Here is a 16,141-nt window from a genome sequence, read left to right on the forward strand (position 1 = left end):
TGTCATTCAGAAGAAGGCCGCGAGCTCGTAGCTTTGCGCTTGCGTCGAGCCTCTTCATCCTCCGCCAGAGCCTGACGAACCAGCGCCCGAGCCGCCCAGGCGGCGGCGTCGAGTGATTCTTCGACACTCGCGCCACTGATATCGCGCACGGCGATCAACGCCTCTGTACCGATGACTATCGACAGCGCCTGCTTCAGCCGCTTGCGCGCCCGGGGTGAGAGCACGTCCTTCAGCGAGTCGACAATCGGCTCGATGTAGCGCTGTTCGCGGTACACGCCCATGTCAATTTGTTGGGATGGGTGTCGATGGCCCTGTTCGGGATCATCGGCACTGCACACCCGTCCATCATCGAGGGACGCATGGCCGCCACGCAGTTCTGGATGTACAACGTTGGCGTCCCGGTGTTGCTCGGCGCACTGACGCTGCGGCTCAAGGGTTTCCCGTCAGTCGAGCCGTTGATTGGCGTCGCCTCAATTCTCATTGGCTGCAGCGTGCTGCTTTTTGTCTGGCTGGTGTTCTCGCGCATCGGTGTGAGGCAGCACCCGAATCGCGCCTGTCTTGACGCACAAAACACGTAGCCGCTTTGGGCAGCGTCGGTGCGCGGTGAATCCGCCCCGGATCGATGGCTGCCCTGAGCTATTGGCAACTGTTCAGGTCTGCACGTCGGGCATCAACTGCCCCACAGCGAACTCATGACCCGCACCGGTGATTGGAAACCGGGAAACTTTCGCACTCAGGATCCACCACTGTGTATCATCGGCGCAGGCCGATGCTGCCCGCCGCTCGCTTCCGAAAGGAAAGGTGAAAGCATTTCTTCTCCCCCCAAATCCTGTCGCAACTCTTGAGAGTCGAGGTTTGGCAACGCGAGCACCAGAATACCTCGGCTACAGGAGGAACGATGTTTTCAATCGAACAAGCCAAACAGATGGCCAAGAGGCTACGTACCTCGCTTGAGGCGCGCAATCAACAGGCGTCTCACTCAACGGCGCTTGAACTGGTAGCGCATCAATTGGGTTTCAAGGACTGGAACACCGCGTCTGCGATGCTCCCCCATGAACCGACCCAACCCGTCATTACATTCGAAAAAGCCGTCCCGATATTGCGGATGTTCGACGAAACCAAGGCGCGCGAGTTTTACCTTGATTTTCTAGGGTTCAGCGTCGAATTCGAGCACCGATTCGAAGCAGATCTGCCGCTATACCTGGGAATCAGCCGCAACGGCCTGCAACTCCATCTTTCCGAACATCATGGCGATGCGAGTCCGGGATCGACCGTCTTTGTCCCGATGCAAAATATCGACCTGCTGCGCGACGAATTGCAGGGCAAGCGCTACGGGTACGGTCGGCCGGATATCGTTCAGCAAGGCTGGGGGCAAGTGCTGGAAGTCTATGACCCATTCGGCAATCGAATCCGGTTCTGCCAAAGCTGATCCTGCCTGGCGGGCTGGGGTGACCCAGCCTGCTTCAAGGTCAGTCGATCTGGGTACTTGTCCTATGCTCTATCTAACCCACAACGCCAGACACTGACATGCCCGCCCCCGAATCCACCCTCCTCGACAGCTGGCACCACAACGCCCATTCCTGGATCGAAGCCATCCGCAGCGGCGCCATCGAAAGTCGCCTCACGGTCACCGACCAGGCGATCCTGCTGGCGGTGCTAGGTCGCCAACCGGAACGCGTGCTCGACCTGGGCTGCGGCGAAGGCTGGCTGTTGCGCGCATTGGCTCAACGGGGCATTGAGGCGATCGGTGTGGATGGCGATGGGACGCTGGTCGAGGCGGCGCGGGCGGCAGGCGCTTCATCGGTGCAGGTGGCGAGCTATGACGAGTTGGTGGAAGCGAAGGTGGACATCGGCCGCGACTACGATCTGATCTGCGCCAACTTCGCCCTGCTGCACCAAGACATTATCCCGCTGCTCGCCGCCATGAACGCCCTGCTCGCCCCAGGCGGCGCGCTGGTGATTCAGACGCTGCATCCGTGGGCCGTGGCGGCGGGTGACTATCAGGACGGTTGGCGAGAGGAGACCTTTGCCGGATTCAAGGGCCAGTGGCGACCGATGCCGTGGTATTTCCGCACTCTGTCCAGTTGGCTGAATGCGCTGGACATGGCCGGTTTTCGTCTGGCCAGCCTGCAAGAACCGCAGCACCCGCAAAGTTCGGTGCCGCAGTCGTTGCTGTTGGTGGCCGAGCCGCGCCAGTGAGTGCGGGTCGGGGCGCTGTTCAGACAGTCGACTGAACAACCGTCGCCTGCCGCCCTTTGAACGCCAGCCCGAAGCAGAAAAATATCACCAGGGCGAACCCGGCCGGGAACAACCAGATGCTCTTCCAGTCATGGCTGCCCGTCAGCGCAAAGTGGTCGGTAACCTGCCCCGCGACCCAGAATCCGATCAGCATGCCCAAGCCGTAGGTCGCCAGGGTAATCAGGCCTTGGGCCGAACTTCTGAAGCGTTCCGGTGCTTTGGCGTCGGTGTAGATCTGGCCGGACACAAAGAAGAAGTCGTAGCAGATGCCGTGCAGGGCAATGCCGGTAAACAGCATGAACGCCAGGTCGCCGTTGTTACCGTAGGCGAACAACAAGTAGCGCAAAGCCCACGCCAGCATGCCCACCAAGAGCGCAAGCTTGATCCCGAAGCGGTGAATGAACAGCGGCAGAAGCAACATGAACAGCACTTCGGAAACCTGCCCGATGGCCATTTTTGCCGTTGGGTTGGTCACGCCGATTTCCGCCAGGAACGGATTGGCATTCTGGTAATAAAACGCCAGCGGAATGCAGATCAGAATGGAGGCGATGAAGAACACCAGATAGCTTCGGTCCTTCAGCAAGCTCAGGGCATCGAGCCCGAGCATTTGCTTGAGGCCGCTGCGGCCCTCTTCGGGTTTCAGTGGCGCGGTGCGCGGCAAGGTGAAGCTGTAGAGGCCGAGCACCAGAGAGGCAATCGCCGACATCAGAAAGGTGTTGCGCAGCCCGCCTGAGGAAATCATCGCCTGGGAATCCCAGGCAAACACAAAACTGATGACCACACCGGCCACGATCCAGCCGATGGTGCCCCACACGCGGATGCGGGAGAACTCGAGAGCCGGGTCACGCATCTGCCGGAACGCCACTGAATTCACCAGTGCCAGAGTCGGCATGTAGATCATCATGTAGGCCAGCACGTACGGGTAAAACGTGCTGAAGTCCGGCGCGCGATACAGCTGATAAAGCAACACGGCGCCCACCAGGTGCAGCACCGCGAGAATGCGTTCGGCATTGAAGAATCGGTCGGCGATCAAGCCGATCACAAAGGGCGCGAGGATCGCGCCCCAGGACTGGGTCGAGAACGCCATGCCGATCTGGCCGCCGCTGGCGCCGAGGTTACTGGCGAGGAACGTACCGAGGGTGACGAACCATCCGCCCCAGATAAAGAATTGCAGGAACATCATGGCGCTCAATCGCGCGGTCATCGTGGACATAACAGTCACCGTCTTATTGTTTTTTTTGTTGGAGAGAGGAGCAAACAACGTTGTGATCAGGCGTCGGGCAACCCCAACAATCGTCGATTGAAAGCTGCGTCCGACTGCACGCTGGCGAAATCATCAAAAGCCTTCTGTGTCTTGGTGATCATGTGCTGCTCGATAAACGCCGCCCCTTGCGCAGCGCCCTGGGCGGAATCCTTGAGGCAACACTCCCACTCGAGCACGGCCCAGCCGCTGAAGTCGTATTGAGTCAATTTGCTGAAGATCGACTTGAAATCGATCTGGCCATCGCCCAGCGAGCGGAAACGCCCCGGCCGCTCGACCCAGCCCTGATAACCGCCGTAGACGCCCGAACGGGCATCGGGCCGGAACTCGGCATCCTTGACGTGGAACATGCGGATCCGCGCGTGGTAGCGATCGATGAAACCGAGGTAGTCCATTTGCTGCAGCAGCAGATGGCTGGGGTCATACAGAATCGCGGCCCGTGGATGGTGATCCACCGCCTCCAGAAAGCGCTCGAACGAGGCGCCGTCGTGCAGGTCTTCGCCGGGGTGGATTTCGTAGCACAGGTCGACACCCGCCTCCTCGAAGCAATCAAGAATCGGCAACCAGCGCTTGGCCAGTTCGGCAAAGCCTTGTTCGACCAACCCGCTCGGGCGTTGCGGCCATGGGTAGACATAGGGCCACAGCAGCGCGCCGGAGAAGGTCGCGTGGGCCTTCAACCCCAAGCGCTGACTGGCGCGGGCGGCGAGTTTCAATTGCTCGATCGCCCACTCGGTGCGCGCTTGGGGCTGGCCGCGTAAATGCGCCGGGGCAAAGTCGTCAAACAAGGTGTCGAACGCCGGATGCACCGCCACCAATTGGCCTTGCAGGTGCGTCGACAACTCGCTGATCTCGACGCCTGCTTTAGCGCAGACGGTTTTCAATTCGTCGCAGTAATCCTGGCTGTCGGCGGCGCGAGCCAAGTCGATGTACTGCGTGCCCAGGGTCGGCAATTGAATGGCTTTGTAGCCTTGGGACGCCGCCCACTGGGCGATATTGGCCAGTGTATCGAACGGCGCTTCGGCGGACATGAACTGCGCGAGGAAGATCCCCGGGCCGCGCAGGCCTGCTTGAGATGAAGGGTTCACGGTTGAGTGCTCCGGGTTCATTGAGGGCAGACCAGTTCGGTCCATTTCGTGTCGCCACGATGATTGGCAATCACCGCTTCGATGAAGGCCATGCCACGCAGCCCGACATCGATGCCCGGTACGCCGGGGGCTTCGTTGCCGTAGACGTTGCTGCGGATCGCGTTGGCGAAATCGCCGTAGAGGTTGGCCATGGCTTCCAGATAGCCCTCGGGATGCCCCGCCGGCAAACGCATGCGCCGAGTCGCGGCGTCGCACAACCAAGGTTGGCCGACACCGGAACGCAGCACGCGCATGGGTTGATCCAGGGAACGATGGATCAGGCTCGCCGGTTCTTCCTGACGCCATTCCAGGCCGCCCTTGTCGCCGTAGATGCGGATCTTAAACGGGTTCTCTTCGCCCGCGCAGACCTGGCTGGCAATCAACACGCCACTCGCGCCGTCGGCCATCTTGAACAGCATCGCGGCGTCATCGTCCAGTTGCCGACTGGCGATATGGGTATTCAACATTGCGCACAGGTGCTGGATGGGTTGGTCCGCGACGAATTCGGCCAATGAAAAGGCATGGGTGCCGATATCGCCGATGCAGCCGCCCAACCCGGACTGCTCGGGCAGATCGCGCCAGCCGGCCTGCTTGTTGCCCTGCCCCGCCACATCCTCGCTCAACCAGCCTTGGGGGTACTCGACAATCACTTTGCGCACGGTGCCGATCACGCCTTCGCGCACCATCTGCCGCGCCTGCCAGACCATCGGATAACCCAGGTACGTGTGGGCCAGGCCATAGAGGCAATCGCTGTGCTCAAGCACAGCCTTGAGCGGCAGCAGCTCGGCCAGATTCAACGCCGCCGGTTTTTCGCTGAACACATGAAACCCCGCGCTCAGCGCCTGGCTGGCAATCGGGGCGTGCAGGTGATTGGGGGTGACAATGATCAGCAGCTCCATGCGCTGGTCGGCGGGCAGCGCGCGCTCGACCTCCAGCATCTGCCGCCAGTCGCTGTAGCAGCGCGATGCGGACAACCCCAGCGCGGCACCGGTGTCCTGATTGTTGCGGGCATCGCGGCTGAACGCGCCACACACCAGTTCAAAACGACCATCGAGCCCGGCAGCCTGGCGGTGGGCCTGCCCGATGAAGGCACCCTCCCCGCCACCGACAAAGCCCATTCTTATTTTTGCCACTGGAACAGTCATCGCAATTCTTCTCTGTTTGAGGCGGCTTCAGACGGCTTTAAAGGGATGAAACCTCAAGCCGATGTAACCGGTTACATCGTGACGGAAATTTAGGCCCTGATTGACGAGGTGTCAAACCCCAAATCAATCGCCAGGAAAATTTCAGGGTGGCCTCGACCTGCGCTAAGCTCGCCGCTGCACAGTTCGATAACGAGGTGGTCTTGTCCAATATCCGCGAAGTAGCCAGGCTGGCCGGTGTTTCCGTCGCCACGGTGTCCAGGACGCTGAAGTCGCCTGAGCGCGTGCTCCCCGACACGCGCGACAAGGTCAACGCCGCCGTGGAAAAAGCCGGTTATCGACCAAACCTCATGGCGGTGCAATTTCGTTCGCGCAGAACCGGCAACCTGGTGATTCTGGTGCCGACTGTCGCCAACACCTTTTTCGCCAAGGTGATCAGCGGCGCGCAACAGGCCGCCCAGCTCGCCGGTTATCGGCTGTTGCTGTGCGACACCCAGGGTCGGGAAGAGATCGAACGGGAATTTGCCGAATTGGTGTACGCCCATCAAGCCGATGGCGTGATCCAGCTGCGCGCCTATGACCCTTTCGAAGCGCCCTTCCCCAGCGCCGAATTGCCGCCAATCGTCAATGCCTGCGAGGTGATTCAGGGCGGCCGTCACCCCACCATCAGCCTCGACAACCGCGCGGCCGCCAAGGCCATGACCGAGCATCTGATCGAACTCGGCCACCGCCGCATCGGCCTGATCAAAGGCCCGAAAAGCAGCCCGCTGACCCGCGATCGCGTGGCCGGTTATCAGGACGCCTTGCATCAGGCCGGGATCGCGTCGGACCCCGCGCTGATCTGCCATGGCGATTTCAGTCTCAAGGCCGGCGATGACGGTGCCGCCGCGATGCTGGACTTGCCCGACCGCCCCACGGCGCTGTTTTGCGAAAACGATGAAATGGCCATCGGAGCATTGAAACGCATCAAGCAACAGGGCCTGCGAGTGCCAGAGGACATTTCATTGGTGGGTTTCGACGACATCCCTTTCGCGGCGTACTGCGATCCGCCCCTGACGACCATCTCGCAACCCGCCGAAACCTTCGGCCAGAAAGCCGTGGAGATGTTGATTGCGCTGATCGAGAAGAAACCGATCGAGCAACGGCATGTGGTGTTGCCGTTTGAATTGACGTTGCGCAACAGCACGGCGGTGGTCAGGGAGCGCTGACACTCGCAGGGTCAGAGCACCGCCGCATGCTCAAAAAAATGGAAACCTCACGCATTCGGTGGAACCTAGCCGGAGCGCCAGCCTCGGATATATAAATCTGCGTGGGTGAACACATGGCTACCGAGGCGACGTTACTGCGCCAACGCAAGGTGCTCGCCGAGTTTGGCGAACTGGCGTTGGTCTCAGACAATCTTGAGCACATCCTCGACGAAGCGTGTCGTTTGGTCGGGGAAGCGCTAGAAACTCATCTGTCCAAGTTCATGTTGCTGCAAGAAGACGGCGTCACGTTCGTGGTGCGAAACGGCGTTGGCTGGACCCCGGACGTGGTCGCAAAGGTACGGGTTCAAGCCTGCGAAGGAAGCCCGGAGCGGTTTTCACTGGACACAGACGCCCCGGTTATTTCGACGGATATTTCGACAGAAACTCGCTTCCGCTATCACGATTTTCAAAAGAAAAACGGGGTAAAAGCCTTCGTAAACGTTCTGGTGTACGGGGCCACGGAGAACCGTCCTTTCGGCATCTTCGAGGTCGACAGTCGAAGCCCTCGCCAGTTTACGGACAGCGACATCGATTTTCTTCGTGTCTACAGCAACCTGCTCGGCGCGGTGTTAAAGCGCTCCAACACCTTGCAGGCCATGCGTTCAACGGAAGAACGATTGCGTGAAAGCGAAAGGCACTACCGGATCGCGGCGGAACTCAATCCGCTCTGGCCCTGGACGGCGGACAAGGGCGGCACACTGACCTCCATTGATCAGCGCTGGTACGAATACACCGGGATGACCTCGGCAGAGACATTAGGGCATCAATGGGCTAAAGCTGCTCACCCTGAGGACCGGGAATCTCTGGAGAACCTCTGGAGTCGTTCCCTGACCACACTGGAGCCGTTCGACACGCAAGTGAGGCTGCAAAAAAACACCGGGGAATATCGCTGGTTCAGAACCCGGGCACTGCGCAGCTTCGACGCTGCCGGACAAAATGAACAGTGGTATGGAACCATCGAGGATATCGACACCCGGGTGCAATTGGAGGGCGCGCTTCGAGACTGGAACGACTTGCTTGAGGACCGAATTGCCCAGCGGACGGCTCAGCTTGAGGCCGAACAGCAAGAACGCGCAATGACCGAATCCAAGCTTCGGCAAAGTCAGAAAATGGAAGCGGTTGGCCAACTGACTGGCGGCATCGCCCATGACTTCAATAACTTGCTGGCGGGCATTATCGGCAGCCTGGAGCTGTTGCAACGACGTATCGATGCGGGTCGCTTCGATGAGCTGACTCGCTATGCCTGCGTGGCGATGACCTCAGCCTCCAGAGCCGCTGCACTAACGCAACGTCTGTTGGCGTTTTCGAGACAGCAATCACTCCAGCCTGAACTGCTCGAACCCCGGACAGTGGTGGCGGGACTCGATGAAATGATTCGGCGCTCAGTCGGCCCCAGCATCATCGTCGAATGCTCCTTTCGCGCAAACGATCGCATCCGCTGTGACCTCAACCAACTGGAAAACGCACTGCTTAACCTCGCGATCAATGCCCGGGATGCCATGCCCAATGGCGGCACCCTGAATCTGGGGGTCGATCGATGCGTCATCGATCAGGCATCGTCTACCGAGAAAATGGTGCCGTCAGGCGCGTATGTCACGATATCGGTGACGGACTCAGGCACGGGCATCAGCGCGGAGAATTTATCGCGCATTTTTGACCCGTTCTTCACCACCAAGAAAATCGGCGAAGGCACGGGCCTGGGCCTCTCGATGATTTACGGCTTCACCCAGCAATCCGGTGGGCAGGTCAGGGTTCACAGCAGCCTGGGTGTGGGTACGACAGTGACGATGTTCTTTCCAGTGGACAACTCGCAGCCTGCCCGGAACACAGCCGACCCGGATGAGACTCAAGCATCGGAGCCATTCGGCCACAATGAAACCATCCTGCTGGTGGACGATGAAACGGCCATTCGGCAAATGGCCTCGGAGTTCTTGTCCGACATGGGCTATCGGGTCATTGAAGCGGTCGACAGCGTCTCAGCCTTCAGACAAGCGGAAAAGCTGGACCACATCGATCTGCTGCTCACGGACATCGGCTTGCCCGGACTGATGAACGGGGTCGCCCTGGCGGCGGAGTTCAAGGCGAAATACCCGAAACTCAAGGTGCTGTTCATCACCGGATTTGCCGGTGGTTCGAACCTGGTTTCCGTTGATTCGACGACCCGGCTACTGACCAAGCCGTTCAGCCTGAACGACCTCGGCCAGCGCGTGCGCTCGCTGGTCAGCGCAGGTGCATAACTGAATGCCAGGCTAAGGAACCGCGGGATTGAGCGCACCGGCTGTCCAGTTTTCCTGTCAGCGAGCGGATATCACGCCAGCTCACCGCGCATAAGACTAGGGTGAATGAGCAGTCCCATTAATGAGCTGGAGTTCTTCGCATGTCTTATGACGCAAGCATCAACCAACGTTTCAAGGATGAAACCGATGGGCTGACCAGCGAATACTGGGTGGAATCCTTGGCGGACGGTACGCCCCTGCTGATTCGCGAATTGGCAGAAACCGATCGAGACCGGGATCTGGCCTTTTTCAACGAGCTCGGCAAAGGCAAACCGCATTTTCATTTTCTGGCCTCGTTCAGCAATCTGGTCGAACCCCACGACCAGCTCATGGATATCAACCTGAACAATCGCATGGCCTACCTTGCGCTGGCATACGAGGGCAATCAGCTCATTGAAGTGGGTACGGCGCGTTACGGGGCGTACGAAGGCGACGCCCATTGCGAGTTCGCTGTGGCGGTGGTTGAACGCTGGCAACGACGAGGCGTCGCCAAGGCGCTGTTGCAACATTTGATGGACACCGCCACACGCCAGGGCTTCAGCAAAATCTCGTCGATGGATTCCTCCGGTAACGAGGCGATGCACGGCCGGGCAGTCCATATGGGATTTACCAGCAAAAACGACGACCAGCACGGGCCGCAGATTTTTCATGAGTACGTTCTGGCGCCTTAGCTTTATCCTGCGATTCGCGCAGCGTGTCCTTTCGCGTGTCGCGCGAATCCGATCCTGATGCCCACCAACATGGCGGCATCGCATTGCTCGACAGGGCACGTTTGCTCATGCCGTTCGCTTGAGTCCGCTGGACCCGGAAATATTCAGGATGCAGGTGGGCACGTCGCTCGCGATTGCCCGAGTGACCGCGGCCCTCTTGCAGCGTTAAAATCCGCCGGGTTTGGTTCCCCTGTTTGAGGAAGACCCCGTTATGTCCAGTCTCGACACCTCCCTGCAAGACAGCGCCGCGCCTGAAGGTGTTTGCTATGGCTGCGGCAGCAGCAACCCGCACGGGCTCCACATCAAGAGTTTCTGGGATGAGGACGGCGTGCATGTCTTGGCTGAGCACGTGCCTGATCCCATGTATTGCGGCTGGCCGGATCTGGTGTACGGCGGGTTGATTGCGATGCTGGTCGACTGCCATTCAAACTGGACAGCGATGGCTTATCACTACCGGACGGAAAACCGCGAAGTGGCCAGCCTCCCTCGCATCAATTGCGTCACCGGCAACCTCGGCATCAAGTTCATCAAACCGACACCGATGGGCGTACCGCTGACCCTGCGTGCCCGGGTGGAAGGCGATGTCGGGCGCAAAACCCGTGTGATCTGCGAGGTCTACGCCGGGGACGTGCTCACGGCGGTTGGCGACTCGGTTTTTGTACGCGTGGATACCGGGCAACTGGCGGCTGCGGCGCATAGTCGGTAGTTGGTTTCTACGCACTAGAGACAGTTCCGTCGCGGACCTCGTCAGAAAATCGGAATCATTGAGCATCCCGTCGCAATCACGAAAGTCGCCCTGATGCTGACGATAAAAGTTATGCGCGGCGCTTCGAATGTGGGCTTTAATGTCCGTGCCTATGGGCAACCACATTAGCTTCGACGCCCTCCGAAAGTGAATGCGCCGAACGGCGGATTCAGGTTGCCATGCATTTGTCTAATCAAGGAAGAAACGACATTGAAAATAGCTTTTGCCGCCCTGCTGTTGACCTCGTTGACGACCATCGCACTCGCTGAAGAGAACCCTGTCGGATTCCACTCCTCCACACTGGCAGACTCGCAGAATAACCGTGCACTGGAGATGGTCGTCTGGTACCCCAGTGCAACGACCGCCGCTACGCAAATGATTGGCGATGATGTGGTGTTCGTCGGGGCTTCTGCCGTTCGTGACGCACCGAGCTGCTGGCAAGCATCCACTGTTGGTGCTCTCCCATGGGTACAGGGGTAACTGGAGTAACCAGGTCTGGCTTGCCAGTGCTCTGGCTCAAAGGGGTTACATCGTCGCCGCCATCAATCACCCTGGCACCACCACTCATGACCGTAGCCCTCAAGCAGCGGCACAGTTATGGCAGCGGCCCGTTGATTTGACTCGAGCCATTGATAGCGTCACGACTCAACCTGAGAAATTCGGCTTGGTCGCCGATGGCCGAATTGCAGTGGTGGGCCATTCACTCGGCGGCTGGACCGCCCTTGAGATCGCCGGATCTCGCTTCGATCCAGACCGCTTCGCCAACGACTGCAAAGCCCACCCACAGTTAGCAAGCTGCACCGTCTATGGAAAGATGAACCCCGCAAGCACCTCAAAATCAAAGGCCGCGTTGACCGCCGATTGGCGCGATAAACGCGTCACCGCTGTGGTTACATTGGACTTGGGCCTTTCACGGGGCATGACCGACGAAAGCCTGGCCGCGCTGTCGGTACCAGTGCTGGTGATCGCTGCCGGCGTACCGTCGCGCGACCTTCCCGCCGAGCTGGAGTCTGCCAACCTGGCCAAACGCCTGCCTGCGGCGTCAAGCCGTTACGTCGAAATCAGTGACGCAAGCCACTTCAGCTTCTTGTCGGTGTGCAAACCTGGCGCAGAGGTACTGCTCGAAGAGGACGTACCCGGCGATGGCATCATTTGCCGGGATGGCGACGGCGCTCGCCCACGTGGGGTGATCCAACAGCAAGTTACATCGCTGATCGACGAGTTTCTTCAGTCCTCAATCTACAAAATAGGGGCTAAATGCAAACGGTGTGATCAAGTGACCAAAAAAGCATCAATGAATCAAGGGTAATGTCACTATAAACTCGCTTCCCTCCCCTTCTCCCGTACTTGTGCCGGTCACCGTACCACCGTGGGCTTCGATCAACTCACGCACCACCGTCAGACCAATGCCCAGGCCTGCTCCATTGAAACCAACCGCGTGAACATCCTGTACAAAGGGTTCAAAGATGAACGGCAGCGCCTTGGAAGTTATACCGATGCCAGTATCGCGGATGCGAATTTCGAGCAGGTCGGCTTCGGCGGTAACTGTAAAGATGACTGCGCCATCCGCCGGCGTGTACTTGGCTGCGTTGCCCAGCAGATTGCCAAGAATTTGAGTGAGGCGTGCCCGATCGCCGTTCACCATCAGTGCGCACTCCGGCAGTTCCGAGCTGAAATGCAAGTTGTGAGCGACCATGACCGGGGTACAGATGTCTATGGCCTCATGGATGATCTGAGCCATATCGACAATGTGGCAATCAAGGCGAAACTTGCCGGTGCTGGCGCGGGCGATGTCGAGCAAGTCTTCCACCAAACGGGACATCTGCTTCACCTGACCTTCGATCAACATCTGCATGCGGGGCAACTCTTCGCTTGGCACACGCACTAGCCTGCCTGCAATCATGCTGATGGGGGTCAGAGGATTTCGCAGTTCGTGGGCCACCATGTTGAGGAAGTTGCGTTGCTGCTCCAGCGCATGTTCCGCTGCAACCTGCAGGTCTTGTGCGCTAAGCGCGGCTATCACCAATTGTTCGTTGGCTTCGCGCATCTCCAGGTACATTTGCTGCTCTGATTGAGCGAATTTCGGACTTTCAGCATCCGACTGCGCCGACAGAATTGCCAGCACCAACTGCTGGTTGGCTTCGATCAGTTGCTCGACCTGCTGGCTATCGACGAGATGGGTACTGGCTTGGTTGAGTTCCTTATGCACTGCCGCGAGCACCGCCCGCGCCGCAACCGTTTTGCGGCCGAGCAGGAACAGTTCGCGTGCTGCAGTGGCTATCGCTTGCTCATTGTTGCCGTCGGCTTCACTCATGTTATTTTGCTCATCCTTCGACTGTGCCCAAACGCTGCTGGGTAGGTCGTCCCCCAAGCAATCCTTCTTTATCCGGCAACATTTCCCCGATCTGCAAACCGTCATTGTCGATGCGATACAGCCGCAGTTCATCGGAGTGAGCGCTGGCCCGAACTTTGACCACGGCCATGATGCGTAACAAGCGACTCTGCACTTCAATATAGCGCTGGACGATGATTGCGTCGGTGAGAAATGCCGTGCCGTAAGGACTGAAGCGCAGGTCGGTGTAGCGGTCTTCCAGCTCTGAGGTCAACAACACGCTGACGCCCACGCTGGTCAGCGCCGTGACCATGCGCGACAACGATTCGCGGAAATCTTCGCGGAAGGTCGGCGCCAGCGCCAGTTCGAAGCCGGACAGCGAATCGATGACCACGCGAGTGGCGTTCAGGCGGCTGATCTCACTCAACAGCAGCTGGACGATTTCGTCGATGGACAAATCCGGTGCACGGCTGTCCACCAGAGCCACCTGCCCGCTCTGAATAAGACCCGCGAGGGTGGCGTTCCGGGAGTGATTGGGTCTTTGTTCGAACACCGCGATGACGCCAGTTTCGCCATTGCGCGCGCCTTCGGCCAGGAAGGTTGACGCCAGGATGCTTTTGCCCGAACCCGACGGCCCGGCCACCAGCAAGGAGTATCCACGGGGCAAGCCACCGCCGAGCATCTCGTCGAGTTGCGGTACGCCCATTTTCAGGCGCTGAATCGGAAACTTCAGTGGCGCTTCAACCCGGTTGAGTGGGGGCGGCGCGAAGACCTTGATGCCGGAGGCGGCGATACGGAAGGTGTGCAGCCCCGGCAGCGTCGGCTGACCGCGCATCTTCATGATCTCCATCTTGCGCACCATGGAGTTGCGCTGGACGCTCTGACGCAGCCAGATCAAGCCATCAGCGACGGTGAAAATCGGATTGGTATCGGTTTCGGTGAAGTATTCGCCGATCAAGAAGGTTGTTGCCTGCCAAGTGGTCATTAACATGCCCAACTGCTGAACGAACTGCGGCAAGTTATTATTGGGGTTGTCCTGGGTCTGGCTCGCCAGCACCACCGAACGGAACGAGTCGACGAACACCAGCGACGGAGAGTACGCCTCAACCTCAGCCACGATGCGCCGTAACACTTCGTCCAAATCCCCAGCCAAGGTGTCATTGGCCAAGTTGATGTAACGGATCGACTGATTGATCGCTTCGTTGTCGAAAAAGTCGAATTGCTGCTGGTAACGCAGCATCTTCAACGGCGGCTCGCCGAGCACGGTGAAGAACAGTGCCGGGCGCTCGGGCGTCGCCAGGGCGAACATCATTTGATGCGCCAGGGTGGTTTTGCCACAGCCAGGCGGGCCGGCGATCAGGTTGAACGAAAACTCCGGCAATCCCCCGCCCAGCACCTCGTCCAGTCCTGGCACTCCGGTGGCCAGACGGTTGATAGTCACTTTGGTGCTCATGGCGAATTTTCCTGCGCAGATGTGTCGCTCAAAGAAGGATTCCACACGTCACGGAGCAAGCGTGCGGTGAGCGAAGGCCCGATCAGCGTAGTCAGCAGTTGGTAGAAGGTGGTGAGCAGCACTTCACCAAAAAACAAGGCATCTTCTTCGCTTTCTGAAACGAGTTCAGAATTTAGAACATTCAGATCCAGCGCGGTTTGCACACGATCAGATATATGAGCCACACACGGGTGTTGGGAGGCGCACAGATGAAGGCTGCGCCGGTAAAGCGCGGCAACCCCTTGCTGGCCAATAATGGGGGTGAGGGCTGCATCCATACTCTGCAAGGTTGAGACAATCGCTTGGGCGATCCTTGCAGTATCAGCATTAGGGCCAACCCGGTGCGCCAGAGAAGCTACGATCTGGCGGCTCTCTTCGTTTAGCGCGGACATGGCTAACTGATTTCTGATGGACAGAGCCCGATGGTACACCCTATAACGAATCAGAGAGACTCAATTGACTAGAGACTATCGTTACTGTCATTTCCAATGATTTATCAGCCGTATGGGATGCCATCAGGTTTACGAGGACGAATTGCTATCGCGGCACAACCACCAGAAGCCTTGCTACTACGAGACGAGTTGGGCGCACGACTGCTGATCAGACCTTCGCCTGCTTCAACCATTGATTGACCCACTCGCAGTCAAACGCCGTCGGATCGAACCCATCATCCTCATACAACTCCGACATTGCCTCGTGCTCAGGGTGATTCGGATCCGCCACTATCACAAAACCCCTTGCACATTTACGCAGCACTGATACCGAATGCACTCTTAGTACTTGCACTCGCTAAGTGATCATTGGAAATGCGCTACATGATTTAACATGGTCAGCGCATCCACTCCCCTTCAGAGCGTCCCGTCCCGCACCCACCGCCTGACCTCGGCTTGTATGGCATAAGCCGGCGCCTCCACCGCATTGAAATCTTGTGTATATCGCTGGGCAAACCCTTCAACCCCCCATTCCTGATACTGCTGCACATGCTTGAGTTCGTGGGCCCAGAGCGCGATGTTCTCTTCAGCGGTTTGCGCATCCCTGAAGAGGATGATGTCAATCAGCGTCACGGCGCCGACATCGGGGTTTTGCAGCACGGCGGTGGCGGCGTTGAATTGTCCGTTGTCGCTGACTTTGTAGCGTGCGGCATCGAGGACGCGGGGGTCGTACCAGCGCAGCAGTTTCTCCCGGATGTGCGGTGGAATGGGTTGAGTTCCGTTGACGGCCGCATCAGCACGAGCTTGGGTCAGCCACATCGCCAGGGCCGGTGACGCGATCTGGTAGATGTCATCAGGCAGAGGGCCCAGCAGCGGCCCCAGATCTGGGAGGCAGATACATTCGTCCAGGCACACTTGTTTCTCGCCAGCAGGGCAGGCGTTGTCCTGGGCTGGCACTTCGAGCGTCAGGTAAAGAACGAACAGCGCCACCAGGCGCGTGGTGATGGGCGGCATTGGGCGCTCCTGGGGCGGACGCTGCGCGAGATAGTTTCAGCGTAGTCCCATTGTTGTCCTCCTTACCTCCGCCTGGAATCGCCGTTGGCCCGCAGTATTGAACTCACACATCATTCGCATCGTCTAGCG

General features: G+C 58.9%; 13 protein-coding genes and 3 pseudogenes. 8 read left to right on the forward strand and 8 right to left on the reverse strand.

The window, feature by feature from the left end:
- Positions 1 to 2 precede the first annotated feature (2 nt).
- Positions 3 to 269, reverse strand: a pseudogene (locus ACA053_RS16960) (TetR/AcrR family transcriptional regulator); the annotation flags it as partial.
- Between ACA053_RS16960 and ACA053_RS16965 the strand changes: the two are divergent.
- The 3 genes and pseudogenes from ACA053_RS16965 to ACA053_RS16975 form a co-directional block, all read left to right on the forward strand.
- Positions 252 to 578, forward strand: a pseudogene (locus tag ACA053_RS16965) (hypothetical protein); the annotation flags it as partial. The pseudogenes ACA053_RS16960 and ACA053_RS16965 sit on opposite strands and share 18 nt — an antisense overlap.
- A 320-nt stretch (positions 579 to 898) precedes the next feature.
- Positions 899 to 1,429 carry a glyoxalase superfamily protein gene (locus ACA053_RS16970; protein ID WP_497393173.1) on the forward strand — a complete coding sequence of 177 codons (531 nt, stop codon included), beginning with the start codon at positions 899 to 901 and terminating at the stop codon, positions 1,427 to 1,429.
- A gap of 98 nt (positions 1,430 to 1,527) precedes the next feature.
- Entirely contained in the window at positions 1,528 to 2,199 is a 672-nt protein-coding gene (locus ACA053_RS16975; protein WP_497393174.1) for a class I SAM-dependent methyltransferase, read from the forward strand.
- A 19-nt stretch (positions 2,200 to 2,218) separates the two neighbouring features.
- Here the strand turns inward: ACA053_RS16975 and ACA053_RS16980 are convergent, their stop codons facing one another.
- Genes ACA053_RS16980 through ACA053_RS16990 form a run of 3 tightly spaced genes read right to left on the reverse strand, consistent with a single transcriptional unit; the run spans position 2,219 to position 5,741 of the window.
- Positions 2,219 to 3,451: a nucleoside permease gene (locus tag ACA053_RS16980; RefSeq protein WP_497393175.1), complete on the reverse strand. Its 1,233-nt coding sequence runs from the start codon at positions 3,449 to 3,451 to the stop codon at positions 2,219 to 2,221.
- Positions 3,452 to 3,507: 56 nt separating this feature from the next.
- Complete coding sequence (locus tag ACA053_RS16985; protein ID WP_497396190.1) at positions 3,508 to 4,605, reverse strand: sugar phosphate isomerase/epimerase family protein; 1,098 nt, start codon at positions 4,603 to 4,605, stop codon at positions 3,508 to 3,510.
- Positions 4,602 to 5,741: a Gfo/Idh/MocA family protein gene (locus tag ACA053_RS16990; protein ID WP_497396192.1), complete on the reverse strand. Its 1,140-nt coding sequence runs from the start codon at positions 5,739 to 5,741 to the stop codon at positions 4,602 to 4,604. The genes ACA053_RS16985 and ACA053_RS16990 overlap by 4 nt, the downstream gene beginning before the upstream one ends.
- A gap of 227 nt (positions 5,742 to 5,968) precedes the next feature.
- On the opposite strand from ACA053_RS16990, the gene ACA053_RS16995 reads away from it, so the two are divergent.
- From ACA053_RS16995 to ACA053_RS17015, 5 genes and pseudogenes are all read left to right on the forward strand, one after another.
- Positions 5,969 to 6,973 carry a LacI family DNA-binding transcriptional regulator gene (locus ACA053_RS16995; RefSeq protein WP_497311876.1) on the forward strand — a complete coding sequence of 335 codons (1,005 nt, stop codon included), beginning with the start codon at positions 5,969 to 5,971 and terminating at the stop codon, positions 6,971 to 6,973.
- 113 nt (positions 6,974 to 7,086) lie between these two features.
- Entirely contained in the window at positions 7,087 to 9,249 is a 2,163-nt protein-coding gene (locus tag ACA053_RS17000) for an ATP-binding protein (protein WP_497393176.1), read from the forward strand.
- Positions 9,250 to 9,389: 140 nt separating this feature from the next.
- Positions 9,390 to 9,959: a GNAT family N-acetyltransferase gene (locus ACA053_RS17005; RefSeq protein WP_497393177.1), complete on the forward strand. Its 570-nt coding sequence runs from the start codon at positions 9,390 to 9,392 to the stop codon at positions 9,957 to 9,959.
- Between the two features lie 250 nt (positions 9,960 to 10,209).
- Positions 10,210 to 10,704, forward strand: coding sequence for a PaaI family thioesterase (locus ACA053_RS17010; protein ID WP_109632531.1), 495 nt, complete (start codon positions 10,210 to 10,212; stop codon positions 10,702 to 10,704).
- A 249-nt stretch (positions 10,705 to 10,953) separates the two neighbouring features.
- Positions 10,954 to 12,052: pseudogene (locus ACA053_RS17015) on the forward strand (alpha/beta hydrolase family protein).
- On the opposite strand, the gene ACA053_RS17020 reads toward ACA053_RS17015, so the two are convergent.
- From ACA053_RS17020 to ACA053_RS17035, 4 genes are all read right to left on the reverse strand, one after another.
- Positions 12,035 to 13,057 (reverse strand): sensor histidine kinase, encoded by a 1,023-nt coding sequence (locus ACA053_RS17020; protein WP_497393178.1) that lies wholly within the window; start codon positions 13,055 to 13,057, stop codon positions 12,035 to 12,037. The pseudogene ACA053_RS17015 and the gene ACA053_RS17020 overlap by 18 nt on opposite strands.
- Before the next feature lie 10 nt (positions 13,058 to 13,067).
- Positions 13,068 to 14,528, reverse strand: coding sequence for an ATPase domain-containing protein (locus ACA053_RS17025; protein WP_497393179.1), 1,461 nt, complete (start codon positions 14,526 to 14,528; stop codon positions 13,068 to 13,070).
- The gene (locus ACA053_RS17030) at positions 14,525 to 14,959 is read right to left on the reverse strand and encodes a hypothetical protein (protein ID WP_497393180.1); all 435 of its coding nucleotides are present in this window, start codon (positions 14,957 to 14,959) and stop codon (positions 14,525 to 14,527) included. The genes ACA053_RS17025 and ACA053_RS17030 overlap by 4 nt, the downstream gene beginning before the upstream one ends.
- Positions 14,960 to 15,415: 456 nt before the next feature.
- The gene (locus ACA053_RS17035; protein ID WP_497393181.1) at positions 15,416 to 16,012 is read right to left on the reverse strand and encodes an eCIS core domain-containing protein; all 597 of its coding nucleotides are present in this window, start codon (positions 16,010 to 16,012) and stop codon (positions 15,416 to 15,418) included.
- Between the last annotated feature and the right edge of the window lie 129 nt (positions 16,013 to 16,141).

This window comes from Pseudomonas sp. LBUM1672 (assembly GCF_059695655.1).

What these genes read in the sequence shown, in the direction of transcription:
- ACA053_RS16975 (WP_497393174.1), top strand. Translation starts at nt 1,528, where the DNA reads ATGCCCGCCCCCGAATCCACCCTCCTCGACAGCTGGCACCACAACGCC.
- ACA053_RS17030 (WP_497393180.1), bottom strand. Translation starts at nt 14,959, where the DNA reads ATGTCCGCGCTAAACGAAGAGAGCCGCCAGATCGTAGCTTCTCTGGCG.
- ACA053_RS17035 (WP_497393181.1), bottom strand. Translation starts at nt 16,012, where the DNA reads ATGCCGCCCATCACCACGCGCCTGGTGGCGCTGTTCGTTCTTTACCTG.
- ACA053_RS16970 (WP_497393173.1), top strand. Translation starts at nt 899, where the DNA reads ATGTTTTCAATCGAACAAGCCAAACAGATGGCCAAGAGGCTACGTACC.
- ACA053_RS17005 (WP_497393177.1), top strand. Translation starts at nt 9,390, where the DNA reads ATGTCTTATGACGCAAGCATCAACCAACGTTTCAAGGATGAAACCGAT.
- ACA053_RS16985 (WP_497396190.1), bottom strand. Translation starts at nt 4,605, where the DNA reads ATGAACCCGGAGCACTCAACCGTGAACCCTTCATCTCAAGCAGGCCTG.
- ACA053_RS17025 (WP_497393179.1), bottom strand. Translation starts at nt 14,528, where the DNA reads ATGAGCACCAAAGTGACTATCAACCGTCTGGCCACCGGAGTGCCAGGA.
- ACA053_RS16990 (WP_497396192.1), bottom strand. Translation starts at nt 5,741, where the DNA reads ATGGGCTTTGTCGGTGGCGGGGAGGGTGCCTTCATCGGGCAGGCCCAC.
- ACA053_RS17010 (WP_109632531.1), top strand. Translation starts at nt 10,210, where the DNA reads ATGTCCAGTCTCGACACCTCCCTGCAAGACAGCGCCGCGCCTGAAGGT.
- ACA053_RS17000 (WP_497393176.1), top strand. Translation starts at nt 7,087, where the DNA reads ATGGCTACCGAGGCGACGTTACTGCGCCAACGCAAGGTGCTCGCCGAG.
- ACA053_RS16980 (WP_497393175.1), bottom strand. Translation starts at nt 3,451, where the DNA reads ATGTCCACGATGACCGCGCGATTGAGCGCCATGATGTTCCTGCAATTC.
- ACA053_RS17020 (WP_497393178.1), bottom strand. Translation starts at nt 13,057, where the DNA reads ATGAGTGAAGCCGACGGCAACAATGAGCAAGCGATAGCCACTGCAGCA.